This is a genomic window from Bradyrhizobium sp. NBAIM08, from assembly GCF_020193935.1.
GTDB classification, from domain to species: domain Bacteria; phylum Pseudomonadota; class Alphaproteobacteria; order Rhizobiales; family Xanthobacteraceae; genus Bradyrhizobium; species Bradyrhizobium yuanmingense.
The window spans coordinates 217168-229255 of sequence record NZ_JADYVR010000009.1 but is presented as its reverse complement, the minus strand read 5'-3'; the positions used below and the strand labels follow the sequence as shown (position 1 = coordinate 229255).

The window sequence follows — 12088 nt, the reverse complement described above, 5'->3', positions numbered from 1 at the left end:
CGCTCCTAATGTCCGAGATAGGCTTCGATCACGGCGGGGTTCTTGCGGACCTCGTCGGGCCGGCCCATCGCCAGCACCTTGCCTTCCGCCATCACCATCACGCGCGAGCACAGCGACATCACGAACTCCATGTTGTGCTCGATCACGACGAAGGTGGCGTTCTTCTCGCGGTTGATCGCGACCAGGCGCTCCTTGAGGTCCGCCAGCATCGACGGGTTGACGCCGCCGGCTGGCTCGTCGAGCAGCACCAGGCGCGAGCCCCCCATGAAGGCCATGGCGGCATCGAGCAGTTTTTGCTGACCATAAGAGAGACCCCCAGCCGGCTCGTCGGCGAGATGGTCGAGCTTGAAGAAGCCGATCATCTGGTTCGCGGCCTCCGTCAGCCCGGCATCGGAGCGGCCGACCAGGCGCGAGGCCATGTTGCCCTGGTGCTCCTGTCCGGCGAGGATCAGGTTCTCGCGCACCGAGAGCTTTGGGAACACCTGCAACAGCTGGAAGGTGCGGCTGACCCCGAGCTTGTTGAGCTCGGAGGGACGCAAGCCCGTGACGACCTGTCCGTCGAGCTTGACTTCGCCGCCGGTCGGCGTGAGCTGGCCGAGGATGCAGTTGAACAGCGTGGACTTGCCGCAGCCGTTCGGCCCGATCAGGCCGAGGATCTCGCCCTCGCGCACGTCGAACGAGACCCCGTTGACGGCGTGAATGCCGCCAAAGCTCTTCTTGATGTCGGTGACTTCGAGGACCGCACTCATTGCGCCGTCTCCAGGCGCGACTTTGCGACGGCGCGCAGCGCGGACGCCGCCTTGGTGCGGCGTTCGGCAAGATATCGGTCGAGGATTCCGAGAATGCCGGTCGGCGACCAGATCAGCAGCAGCATCACCGCCACCGCGTAGAGCATCAGATAATAGCCTTCCGTGAAGCGCAGCCATTCCGGCAGCAGCACCGCGATCATCGCTCCCAGGAACGGACCGAAATAGAAGCCGGCGCCGCCGACGATCACCATCAAGAGGAGGTCGAGCGAGAGCGACAGGTTGAACGGCACGGGATCGATATATTGCGTCAGCGGCGCATAGAGCGCTCCGGCGACGCCGCCGAGCGCAGAGCCGATCGCGAACGCCATCAGCGTGTAGCGGCGGGTGTCGACGCCGAGGGATTGCGCGCGCAACGGATTCTCGCGCAGCGCCATGAAGGCACGGCCCCAGGGCGAACGGATCAGCCACCACACCGCAAGCGAGACGATCGCGAGCGAGCCGAGGCAGACATAGTAGAACGGCAGCGGCTTGTTGGTCGCGATGCCGAAGATGTGCGGACGCGGGATGTTGGAGATGCCGTAGATGCCGCCGGTCAGCCAGCTCTCGTTGCGGAACACCAGGAAGGCGAGGGTGGAAAAGGCGAGGGTGACGAAGGCGAGGTAATGGTGCTGCACGCGCAGTGCGGGATAGCCGAGCACCCAGCCGATCGCAAAGCTCAAGACGATCGCCACCAGGATCGCCGCCGGCAGCGGCCAGCCATGTGTGGTCATGATCGCGGCGGCATAGGCGCCGATGCCGACGAAGGCGCCTTGCGCCAGCGAGACCTGGCCGGCATAGCCGAGCGTGAGATTGAGCCCCATGGCCGCGATGCTCATCACCGCCCATTGGCTCAGGATGAACAGGCCGTAGCGGTTGAAGTTCATGGGGACGATGATCAGCGCGGCGATGATGGCAAGGCCGAGCGCGATCTTCAGGGGTTTGGCGATGCCGCTCATACGGTGCGCTCCTCGGCACGGCCGAGCAAGCCCTGCGGCCGGAACAGGATGACGGCGATCAGGAACATCATCGGCACGGCGGCGCGATACTGCGTCGAGACATAGGCCGCCGCGAGATTGTCGAGCACGCCGATCAACAGGCCGCCGGCGATCGCGCCGCGCACCTGGTTGAAGCCGCCGACGATCGCGGCGATGAAGGCGGCCTGGCCCAGCACCTCGCCGGACGAAAATTTTGCGAGGTAGATCGGCGTGATCAGCAGCGAGGCCAGCGCGACCAGAAAGGCGTTGATCAGAAAGGTCAGCAGGATCATGCGCTCGACCGGGACGCCGATGATGCGGGCCACCGTCGGGTTCTGCGCCGCCGCCTGCATCTGGTGGCCGAGCGAGGTACGGCTCAGCAGCGTGGTCAGGCCGAGAACGGCGAGGATGGCAACAGTGAGCACGCCGATGCTCTGCAGCGACACCGCATGGCCGAGGATGGAGATGTCGCCGGTCGGCACGATCGAGGGGAAGGGCGAAGCCTCCGCGCTGTAGAACTGCTTGACCGATTCCTTGATGCCGATCGCGAGCGCCATGGTCGCGATCGCCAGCGGTAGCACACCGTGACGCATCATCGGGTCCACCAGCAGCATCTTGAAGGCGAGCCCGAGCAGGATCAGCGAGAGCAGGATGCCGAGGATGATCGCGAGCCAGAACGGCGCGCCCACATGCATCGCGGCCAGCATCAGGAACGCCGGCAGCATCACGAACTCGCCTTGCGCGAAATTGATAGTCTGCGAGGTCTGCCACAGCAGCGTGAAGCCGACCGCGACCAGCGCGTAGATGGCGCCGGTGGCGAGCCCCGCGACCAGTAGATCGAATAAGTTGGACATGTTCCCCTCTTTCCTCTCCCTCTCCCCGCTCTCTTTCTTCTCCCTCTCCCCGTACTTACGGGGAGAGGGTTGGGGTGAGGGGCTGTCTCCGCGTACTCGATTGTCACCGTCGTCGCGGAAGCAGCCCCTCACCCCGCCCTCTCCCCGCGAAGGGGCGGGGAGAGGGAGACGAAAGATCTCTCCCCGCGTAGAGCGGGGCGAGGGAGAAGGGCCACGCTTCACTTCACCTTGGGCAGCACCTGCTTCACCACCTGCTTGCCTTCGACCACCTCGACCAGGAAGCTCTGGCGGTCGATGTCGCCGGTGTCGCTGAAGGTGACGTCCATCAAAATGCCCGGCTCGTCCGCGGCCTTGATGGTGAGGCCGTGCAGCGTGTCGGCGAACTTCTTCGGGTCGACCTTGCCCATCTTTTCCGTGGTCGCCTTCACCATGTAGACGGCGAGGTAGCCCTTCAGGCCGTTATGATCGGGGACGTAATTGTACTTCTTGGAGAACTTCTCGCGGAACGCCTTGACCAGATCGACCGGCGCGTCGGTGGTGAGGCCGACATGGCCGCGCGCGCCGTTGGCGGCATCGCCCGCGAGCTCGATCACCTTCTGGCCGATCAGCGTGGTCTCGCCCATCAGCGGCGCGGTGACGCCCTGGCGCTTCAGCTCTTTCAGGATGCGCGCGCTCTCTTCCTCGTTCAGATAGACGAACACGGCGTCGGGATTGGCGGCCTTGATCTTGCCGACGTCGGCGGCGAAGTCGGCCTGGCCCGCTTCGGTGGAGAGATCGGCGACGACCTTGGATCCGAGCCGGTCGAGCTCCTTGACCACGACGTCGCGGCCACCGCGGCCGAAGTCGTTGTTGACCCAGACCACCGCAACGGTCTTCGCCTTCATCTCGTCGTGGATGTACTTTGCGACCTTCGGCATCGAGGATTGCTGGCCGAAGGAGGTGCGGAACAGGAACTTGTTTCCTGTCTGCGTCAGCTCGGCGGCTTCGCCGCCCATGATCTGCGCGATGCCGGCTTCGGCCGCGAGCGGCGCGGTCACCTTCACCGAGCCGGAATAACCGGGCCCGAGCAGCACATAGGGCTCGGCGTCGAGCGCCTTCTGCACCTGGGCGCGCGCCACCCCGGGGTTGGACTGCGAGTCGGCGTGGCTGACCTCGAGCTTGCGGCCGAGCACGCCGCCCTTGGCGTTGATCTCCTCGATCGCGAGGTCGATGCCGTTCTTCCAGTTCGTGCCGACGGTGGCGCCGCCGCCCGAGAGCTCCGCGACGTTGGCGAGCTTGATTGCCTGGGCAAAGGCGCCCGTTGCGGTCATGACGGTGAGCAATGCGCCCACCACTAGCGTTGATTTCATCGTCCTCTCCTCCCGTTTCAAATCTTGCAAGCGGCCTTGTATCCGGCCGCTTCGCCTCAAGCTGCCTGATAGGCGGCGCTGCGCGCTGCCATCACGGCGTCGAAAGCCTCTCCCATGATCTCGGTGGATGGGGCAAGGCCTGTGAACAATTCGAAGGCGTCGGCGGCCTGGTAGATCGCGAGGTCGCGGCCGGTCATGATCTTCGCGCCCTTCTCTCGCGCTGCGGCCAGCAGCGGCGTGATCAGCGGCGAGTAGACGGCGTCGGCGACCCAAAGGTCCGCCCTGAGCAGTCCCGCCGGCACCGGCGTGTCACGGTTCGGCAGCATGCCGACCGGCGTGCCGTTGACGAGACCGGTCGCACCCTCGAGCGCATCCTCGACGCTGGCGGCGACGCGGGCGCCGCGCGGGGCGAGCATGGCGGCCAGCTTCTCGGCGCGCGCCGGCTCGCTGTCGAAAATGCGGATGTCGGCCACGTTCAGGCTCGCCAGCGCAAACGCGATGGCCTTGCCGACGCCGCCGGCGCCGATCAGGGCGATGGCGTTGCCGGAGGGCGCCAGCAACGGCGTCACCGCCCGCACGAAGCCCGTGGTGTCGGTGTTGTGGCCGGTCAGCCGGCCGTCCCTGACCACGACGGTGTTGACCGCGCCCATGCTGGCTGCGCCCGGCGCCAGCGCGTCCAGCAGCGGCACCACCGCTTCCTTGTAGGGGTAGGTGACATTGACGCCGGCAAAGCCGAGCCGCCGGACGCCCTCGAGCATCATGCGCAGCCCGGCCGCATCGGCCCCGGCGACCTCGATAAGCTGGTAATGGCCGCGCAGGCCGAGCGCCTCGGCGGCGCGCTCATGCATGGCGGGCGAGGCGGAATGCGCGATCGGGGCGCCGATCAGGCCGGTAAGGAGTTTCTTGCTGGCGGCGTATCCGCGTTTCGACATGGTTCGCTATCGTCTCAAAGGGAGCGTCCGGACCCGGCCATTAGCGGGGAAATCCGTGCAATTCCAGCTGCGACGATAGCCTTTCCCCCGCCTAACACAATTACCCTTTTATCTGGCAAACCTAACATCATGTTATTTCTTCCGCCCGCGGGCAGGGACGGTCTTGCCACTGCCGCGGGACGGCTCGACCGCGCGCATCTCGGTGCGCAGAGATTCGATGAAGTACTCCGCATGCAGCGACAACGGCGTGCCGCGCTTGACTGCGATGTAGGTGTCGAAGCGCGTCGGCTCGGCGATCTTCAGAAGCTCGATCCCGGGATAGCCGCCATGGGCGACGGTGAACTGGTCGATGATGGCGATGCCGAGCCCCGCCTTCACCAGCGCGCAGACGGTGGTGCCGAAGCGCGCGCGGATCGTGATGTTGTAGTCGAGCCGGTGGCGCGCGAAGATCCCGGCCATGATCCGGCCGTAAGGATCGTTGGGATCGATGCCGATCAGCGGATAGCGCGTGATCTCGGCGGCGGAGACCTGCTTGCGGCCGGAGAGCTCGTGGCCGGGCGGCACGATGCAATAGAGCTCGCCCGAGGCGAGCGGCATGAAGTCGAGCCCGGAATGCTCGAGCCGATAGCTCATCGCCACGCATTCGCCGCGGCCGAGCATCAGGTAGTCGATGGCTTCCTCGAGCTTGAGGATGTTGATGTCGATGCCGAGATCGGGATAGCGGCGGCGGACGCGCTCGATCGCACGCGGCACCATCACCTGCGAGATGCTCGGCACCGAGCCGATGCGCAGCTCCGACAGGCCGCCACGGCCGATCTTGGAGATGATCTCGGAGAGGTCGTCGACCTTCTTGTAGACGCCGTTGATCTGCTCAAAAATGTTCTCGGCTTCCGGCGTCGGGAAGTAGCGCCCGTTCTGGCGCTGGAAGAAGCGGATGCCGAGCGAGCGCTCGGTGTATTTGACGAGGCGGCTGATCCCCGGCGCCGAGACGTTGAGCAGCTTCGCCGCACCGCCGATGGTGCCCGTCACCATCACGGCACGGATCACTTCGACCTGGCGCAGCGTCATCATGGCCTTGAACCGTCCCTGGCATCGACAAGAGATCGCGGCGATCATCTCACGAGAGATGCGCTGTCATCCAGCGGCAAGTGTGCGCCGATGTGGCCGGAGGCTGGCGCTTTCCCTCTCCCCTTGTGGGAGAGGGTGGATCGCCGCAGAGCGGCGAGACGGGTGAGGGGTCTCTCTCCGCGACTTCAAATGGGAGTTGGATTCGCGGAGAGAGACCCCTCATCCGGCGCTTCGCGCCACCTTCTCCCACAAGGGGAGAAGGGAAGCCAAAATTCGCAGTCAGAGTGTTTCGACTAAAACCCGCGCGGTCAGATGGAGAGGCGTCCTCGTGACGCGATCTGTTGCTCCGGCGTCGTCTTTGCAACGGCGTTCTAGCTCGCCGGCCCTTCCGGCGACACGCTCTCGGCCAGCTCCGCGCGCTCGCTCTGCAGCACCTCGCGCGCAAACTCGATGATCTTCTGCTTGTTCGCCGTTTCGCGGACGGCAAAAAACACGCGGTTCAATTCCAGGCCGAGCACGCTGTTGAGGGCGATGTCCTCGTCTTCCATCGTTGGCTTCCCGCTTCGGATGTTCTCAGGTGTATCGTGGCGTCAATTCTGCCACAAGTAGTTAAATCCTCAGAGCGCATGAGCACCGGGAAACTACGGCCACAGCGAATTGAGGCGGTCTGTGAATACGTGCTATACGGAAGCGCGAGGGTCAGGAAACGTACGATGTCCGCCGTAGACTATGGCCGGGAGGCGCTCGACTTCATCGAAGGCCTGCAGACCTACCGCAAGGTACCAGAGGCCATGAACGCGCTCGAAGCGGCGTTCGGTCGCTTCGGCTTCGAAACCATCATCGTGACGGGGTTGCCCAATCCCGATCAGCAGTTTGCGCAGATGGTGCTCGCCAAACGCTGGCCTGCGGGATGGTTCAGCCTCTACACCGAGAAAAACTACGATCGTTTCGATCCCGTGGTGCGGTTGTGCCGGCAGTCGGTCAATCCGTTCGAGTGGTCGGAAGCGCCCTATGATGCGGAACTCGAGCCGAATGCGGCCGAGGTGATGAACCGTGCCAGCGAGTTCCGCATGTCGCGCGGCTTCATCGTGCCGATCCACGGCCTCACCGGCTACGAGGCGGCGGTCTCGCTCGGCGGTGTCCATCTCGACCTCAATGCCCGCAGCAAGCCGGCGCTGCATCTGATGGCGATGTATGGCTTCGACCACATTCGCCGTCTGCTCGAGCCGATGCCGCATCCGTCGACGCGCCTCACGCCGCGCGAACGCGAGGTGATCGCCTGGGCTTCGCAGGGGAAGTCGGCCTGGGAAATCGGCGAGATCCTCCACATCACCCAGCGCACCGCCGAAGAGCATCTTGCAACTGCTGCGCGCAAGCTCGGCGCGGTCAACCGTACGCATGCGGTCGCGCTGGCGATTCGGAACAAGATCATCAATCCTTAAGCCGCCTTACTGGGAAATTTCCCAATACCGAAGCTGCGTCTTTTCGCAGAATCTCCCCCCATTGAGGATGAATGGGGGTTTTCATGATTCACGCAGTTTCCGCGGTAAATCGTCACCTTTATGAAGACGTAATCGAGCAGCATTTCCGGCTGCGTCACGACATCTTCGTCGAGGAGCGGCGCTGGGAGACGCTGCGCAGGCCGGATGGCCGTGAGATCGATTCCTACGACGACGAGGACACCGTCTACCTGCTGGCGCTGGAAGGCCGCCGCGTCGTGGGCGGTCATCGGCTCTATCCGACCACCAAGCCCTCGATGATGAGTGAGGTGTTTCCGCATCTGGCGGCGGTTCGCGGCTGGCCCGCCGATCCGCTAGTGTGGGAATGGTCGCGCTACTTCGTCGTGCGCGATCGCCGCGACGGCGCGCTCAACCTGCAACTGATGGCTGCGGTGCAGGAGTTCTGCCTCGACCAGGGAATCGCGCAGGTCAGCGCGATCATGGAGACCTGGTGGCTGCCGCGCTTCCACGAAGCCGGCTTCGTCGTGACGCCGCTCGGCCTACCGGCTCTGGTCGAGAACGCATGGACCATGGCGGCGACCATCGACATTCGTCGGGAGACGCTCGATGCCCTGCATCGTCGGATCGGCACGGCTTCGGTCGTGCAGCAGGACGGCCCTCGTCTCGATGCCGTCGCACGTGCCAACCTCTGCGGTCATGTTGCCGCGCAACGAAAGAGCGCCTGAGATGTCGAACGTGATGCGGGACAGCCAGATCATGGCGCAAATGAAAGACGAGGATCTCGGCTACATGTCCGACATGGCGCTCGAACTGGCGCAAATGGCGGAGGACACCGGATTGACGACGCTCGCCTATCTGTTTCGGATGGCGGCTCTGGAGGCGTCGACGGCCAACAGCGTTCTCGCCGAGCCGGACGAGCTCCCCCGGCAGATGACGTCGCACTAGACGCAGCCCTGCTCGACTTTACGACGATCGTACCCTCTCACCGCCAGCCGGTGAGAGGGTGATGCCGTTTGGCTGCGGCAGGTTGCCTCATGCCGCGCGGCAGCCTTTTTGCATTGCGGGGCGCGTCCCGGCCGCACGTCCCGAGATGCAACAAAGTGCATGTTTGATGTCGAATCGCTCTTGCCTCGGAACGATACTGCCATTACCCATTTTTCGGCCTTGAAGAGGCAGGGGGAGCTCTTTCACTGATGGCGACAGTGTTCGAACATCGGCGCGCGTCTGTATGCGCCTGAAAGAGTCCTGATGCTGCTCGTCGTCGAACAATTCTTGAATGGGTTGCAGTTCGGTCTGCTGCTGTTCCTGCTCGCCGCGGGCCTGACGCTGGTGTTCGGGATCATGGATCTCGTCAACCTCGCGCACGGCTCGCTCTATATGATGGGCGCCTATTTCGCCGCCACCTTCGCGGCCTGGACCGGCAGCTTCCTACTCGGCGCGCTGATGGCGCTGGGTGCAACGCTCGTGCTCGGCATCGTGCTGGAGGTGAGCGCGCTGCGGCATCTCTACGGCCGCGACCATCTCGACCACGTGCTCGCGACCTTCGGCCTGATCCTGTTCTTCAACGAAGCCGTGCGGCTGATCTGGGGCCCGGCGGGCCTGGCGCTGCCGCTGCCGGCCTGGCTCACCGTGCCGGTGCCGATCCTGCCCGGTATTCATTATCCCGCCTATCGCCTCGCCATCATTGGGGTGGCGCTGCTGGTCGCGCTGTTGCTCTATCTCGGCGTGATGCGCACCCGCATCGGCATGCTGATCCGGGCCGGCGCATCCAACCGCGAGATGATCGGCGCGCTCGGCATCAACATCAAGCTGCTCTACACGCTGGTGTTCGGCCTGGGCGCCGCACTCGCGGGCCTTGCCGGGCTGATGCAGGCGCCGATCCTGACCGTGCAGATCGGCATGGGCGAGAACATCCTGATCCTCGCTTTCGTCATCATCGTGATCGGCGGCATCGGTTCGATCCGCGGCGCTTTCCTCGCCGCGATCTTCGTCGGCATGATCGACACGCTCGGCCGCGCCTTCCTTCCGAACCTGCTCCGCCAGGTGCTGAGCGGCGCCGCCGCATCCACCGCCGCGCCCGCGCTGTCCTCCATGCTGATCTATCTGCTGATGGCGATCGTGCTGGTGGTGCGGCCGGAGGGGCTGTTTCCGGCCAATCGTCGATGAAGGGTTTGAGCGTGAGCAAGGCCGTCACGGCCCTGATGCTGGCGGGCCTCGTGCTGCTGCCGCTCTATTCGCAGCTGACCGGCAACGTCTTCATCCTGACGCTGTTCACCCGCATCATCATCCTGGCGCTGGCGGCTGCGAGCCTCAACCTCATCATGGGATTTGCGGGCCTGATGAGCTTTGGCCATGCCGCGTATCTCGGCATCGGCGGCTATGCCGTCGGCATGCTCGCGCAGGAAGGCGTTGGGTCCGGCTTCATCCAGTTTCCCGTCGCGATTGCGGCGTCGGCGATCTATGCGCTGGTGATCGGCGCGCTGTCGCTGCGCACCCGTGGCGTCTACTTCATCATGATCACGCTGGCCTTCGCCCAGATGGCCTACTATGTCGCCTCGGGCCTGGCCCGTTACGGCGGCGACGACGGCCTGACCATCTACACGCGCAGCGACTTCTCGGGCCTGATCGATCTCGGCAACCGCACGCAGTTCTATTATCTCTGCCTCGCCTGCCTTTTCGGCGTCATGCTCCTGATATGGCGCATCGTCAACTCGCGCTTCGGTCTTGTCGTGCAGGGCCTGCGTTCCAACGAGCAGCGCATGCAGGCCATCGGCTTCCCGGCCAAGCGTTACCAACTGGTCTGCTTCGTCATATCAGGCACGATGTGCGGCCTTGCCGGCGCGCTGCTCGCCAACAACACCGATTTCGTAAGCCCGGCCGTGATGTACTGGACCCGTTCCGGCGACCTCATGGTGATGGTGATCCTGGGCGGCATGGGCACGCTGTTCGGCCCGGTCATGGGTGCGGTGGTGTTCCTGCTGCTGGAAGAACTGCTGTCGCAGATCACCGAATATTGGGCGCTGATCCTGGGCCCGCTGCTGCTGCTCATCGTCCTGTTCGGCCGCGGCGGCATCATGGGCGCACTCGGGAGGGCTGGCCGTGGCTGAACCCTTGCTCCGCGTCGAAAAGCTGGTGCGCCGCTTCGGCGGAATCATCGCGACCGACAACGTCTCGCTCGACGTCGCATCCGGCGAGCTGCACGCCATCATCGGCCCGAACGGCGCCGGCAAGACCACGCTGATTAGCCAGCTCACCGGGCATCTCGAACCGCATTCCGGCAGCGTCTCGCTGGCGGGGCGCGACATCACCTATCTGCCGGCCTATCGCCGCTGCGCGTTGGGCCTGGCGCGTTCGTTCCAGATCACCTCGCTGCTGCTCGACTTCACCGCCGCGGACAATGTCGCGCTGGCGGCGCAGGCGCATGCCGGCACCTCGTTCCGATTCTTCGCCAATGCGCGGAAAGAGAAGGGTCTGCGCGATGCCGCCCAGGCGGCGCTCGATCGCGTCGGCCTCGGCCATCGCGCCGATATCGTGGTCTCCAGGCTCAGCCACGGCGAACGCCGCGAGCTGGAGCTCGCAGTCGCGCTCGCAAGTAAGCCGAAGCTGTTGCTACTCGACGAGCCGATGGCCGGCCTCGGCGTGACCGAATCCCAGCGCATGGTGAAGCTGCTCCAGGAGCTGCGGAAAGAGGTCTCGATCGTGCTGGTCGAGCACGACATGCCGGCGGTGTTCGCGCTGGCCGACCGCATCACGGTGCTGGTCTATGGCCGCGTCATCGCCTCCGGCGACCCGGCCGCGATCCGGGCCAATGAGGACGTCAAGCGCGCCTATCTCGGCGATCAGCATGTGGTGACGCATCATGGCTGACACACTGCTCGAGGTCGACGGCATCGAGACCTGCTACGGCCTGTCCCAGGTGCTGTTCGGCCTGTCGCTGTCGATCAAGCCGGGCGAGATGGTCTCGCTGATGGGCCGCAACGGCATGGGCAAGACCACCACCATCCGCTCCATCATGGGCCTGACGCCGGCGCGCGCGGGCACCATTCGCTTCGCGGGCGCGGAGGTGCGGCAGCTTCCGTCCTACCGGATTGCGAAACTCGGTGTTGGTCTCGTGCCCGAGGGCCGGCAGATCTTTCCGAACCTCACCGTGCGCGAAAACCTGGTCGCGGCCGCGGCGGATCGCTTCAACAGCGATAATCCCTGGACGCTCGCCGCGATCTACGTGATGTTTCCGCGCCTCGCCGAACGCGCGTCCAACATGGGCAACCAGCTTTCCGGTGGCGAGCAGCAGATGCTCGCGATCGGCCGCGCGCTGATGACGAATCCAAAGCTCCTGATCCTGGACGAGGCGACCGAAGGCCTCGCGCCGCTGATCCGGCAGGAGATCTGGAATTGCCTGTCGCTACTCAAGAGCCGCGGACAGTCGATCCTGGTCGTCGACAAGAACGTCGACCATCTCGCCCGCATCTGCGATCGCCACTACATCATCGAGCGCGGCAAGACGGTGTGGAGCGGCACCTCCGACGAGCTGATGGCCGCGCCGGACCTGCAGCACAAATATCTGGGAATTTAAACGCGTTCGTCCCCTTCGCCGCGGCAATGCGAGCTACTCTTCGAGCAAATCCAAATTCGAAATCCTCCAAACAGCGCGCTGAGCTCTTGA

Annotated in this window: 14 protein-coding genes; 7 read left to right on the top strand and 7 right to left on the bottom strand. The window is 64.7% G+C overall.

The features are described 5' to 3' along the window. Nucleotides 1-5: 5 nt before the first annotated feature. From I6F37_RS28085 to I6F37_RS28055, 7 genes are all read right to left on the bottom strand, one after another. Complete coding sequence (locus tag I6F37_RS28085) at nt 6-749, bottom strand: ABC transporter ATP-binding protein (protein ID WP_036001814.1); 744 nt, start codon at nt 747-749, stop codon at nt 6-8. Continuing rightward, complete coding sequence (locus I6F37_RS28080) at nt 746-1744, bottom strand: branched-chain amino acid ABC transporter permease (RefSeq protein WP_036020342.1); 999 nt, start codon at nt 1742-1744, stop codon at nt 746-748. Before I6F37_RS28080 ends, I6F37_RS28085 begins: the two co-directional genes overlap by 4 nt. Next, on the bottom strand, nt 1741-2616 hold the full coding sequence (locus I6F37_RS28075; RefSeq protein ID WP_036042799.1) for a branched-chain amino acid ABC transporter permease: 876 nt from the start codon (nt 2614-2616) through the stop codon (nt 1741-1743). Before I6F37_RS28075 ends, I6F37_RS28080 begins: the two co-directional genes overlap by 4 nt. A 218-nt stretch (nt 2617-2834) precedes the next feature. Then, on the bottom strand, nt 2835-3965 hold the full coding sequence (locus tag I6F37_RS28070; protein ID WP_036001805.1) for an ABC transporter substrate-binding protein: 1131 nt from the start codon (nt 3963-3965) through the stop codon (nt 2835-2837). Nucleotides 3966-4021: 56 nt separating this feature from the next. Further along, nucleotides 4022-4897 carry a shikimate dehydrogenase gene (locus I6F37_RS28065; protein ID WP_225153268.1) on the bottom strand — a complete coding sequence of 292 codons (876 nt, stop codon included), beginning with the start codon at nt 4895-4897 and terminating at the stop codon, nt 4022-4024. Nucleotides 4898-5029: 132 nt separating this feature from the next. Next, a complete protein-coding gene (locus I6F37_RS28060; RefSeq protein WP_225153266.1) occupies nt 5030-5968 on the bottom strand; it encodes a LysR family transcriptional regulator in 939 nt (312 codons plus the stop codon). Between the two features lie 368 nt (nt 5969-6336). Then, on the bottom strand, nt 6337-6513 hold the full coding sequence (locus tag I6F37_RS28055) for a hypothetical protein (RefSeq protein ID WP_036001797.1): 177 nt from the start codon (nt 6511-6513) through the stop codon (nt 6337-6339). A gap of 165 nt (nt 6514-6678) precedes the next feature. Here I6F37_RS28055 and I6F37_RS28050 point away from each other — a divergent pair, with 165 nt between their 5' ends. From I6F37_RS28050 to I6F37_RS28020, 7 genes are all read left to right on the top strand, one after another. Continuing rightward, the gene (locus I6F37_RS28050; protein ID WP_036001794.1) at nt 6679-7407 is read left to right on the top strand and encodes a LuxR family transcriptional regulator; all 729 of its coding nucleotides are present in this window, start codon (nt 6679-6681) and stop codon (nt 7405-7407) included. A gap of 83 nt (nt 7408-7490) precedes the next feature. After that, a complete protein-coding gene (locus tag I6F37_RS28045; protein ID WP_057028467.1) occupies nt 7491-8150 on the top strand; it encodes an acyl-homoserine-lactone synthase in 660 nt (219 codons plus the stop codon). Nucleotide 8151: 1 nt separating this feature from the next. Beyond that, the gene (locus tag I6F37_RS28040; protein ID WP_036001783.1) at nt 8152-8370 is read left to right on the top strand and encodes a hypothetical protein; all 219 of its coding nucleotides are present in this window, start codon (nt 8152-8154) and stop codon (nt 8368-8370) included. A 303-nt stretch (nt 8371-8673) separates the two neighbouring features. Then, nucleotides 8674-9591 carry a branched-chain amino acid ABC transporter permease gene (locus I6F37_RS28035; RefSeq protein ID WP_036001780.1) on the top strand — a complete coding sequence of 306 codons (918 nt, stop codon included), beginning with the start codon at nt 8674-8676 and terminating at the stop codon, nt 9589-9591. Continuing rightward, on the top strand, nt 9588-10532 hold the full coding sequence (locus I6F37_RS28030) for a branched-chain amino acid ABC transporter permease (RefSeq protein WP_036001776.1): 945 nt from the start codon (nt 9588-9590) through the stop codon (nt 10530-10532). Before I6F37_RS28035 ends, I6F37_RS28030 begins: the two co-directional genes overlap by 4 nt. Continuing rightward, the gene (locus I6F37_RS28025) at nt 10525-11292 is read left to right on the top strand and encodes an ABC transporter ATP-binding protein (RefSeq protein ID WP_036001772.1); all 768 of its coding nucleotides are present in this window, start codon (nt 10525-10527) and stop codon (nt 11290-11292) included. Before I6F37_RS28030 ends, I6F37_RS28025 begins: the two co-directional genes overlap by 8 nt. Further along, nucleotides 11285-11998: an ABC transporter ATP-binding protein gene (locus I6F37_RS28020; protein ID WP_036001768.1), complete on the top strand. Its 714-nt coding sequence runs from the start codon at nt 11285-11287 to the stop codon at nt 11996-11998. Before I6F37_RS28025 ends, I6F37_RS28020 begins: the two co-directional genes overlap by 8 nt. Nucleotides 11999-12088 lie beyond the last annotated feature (90 nt).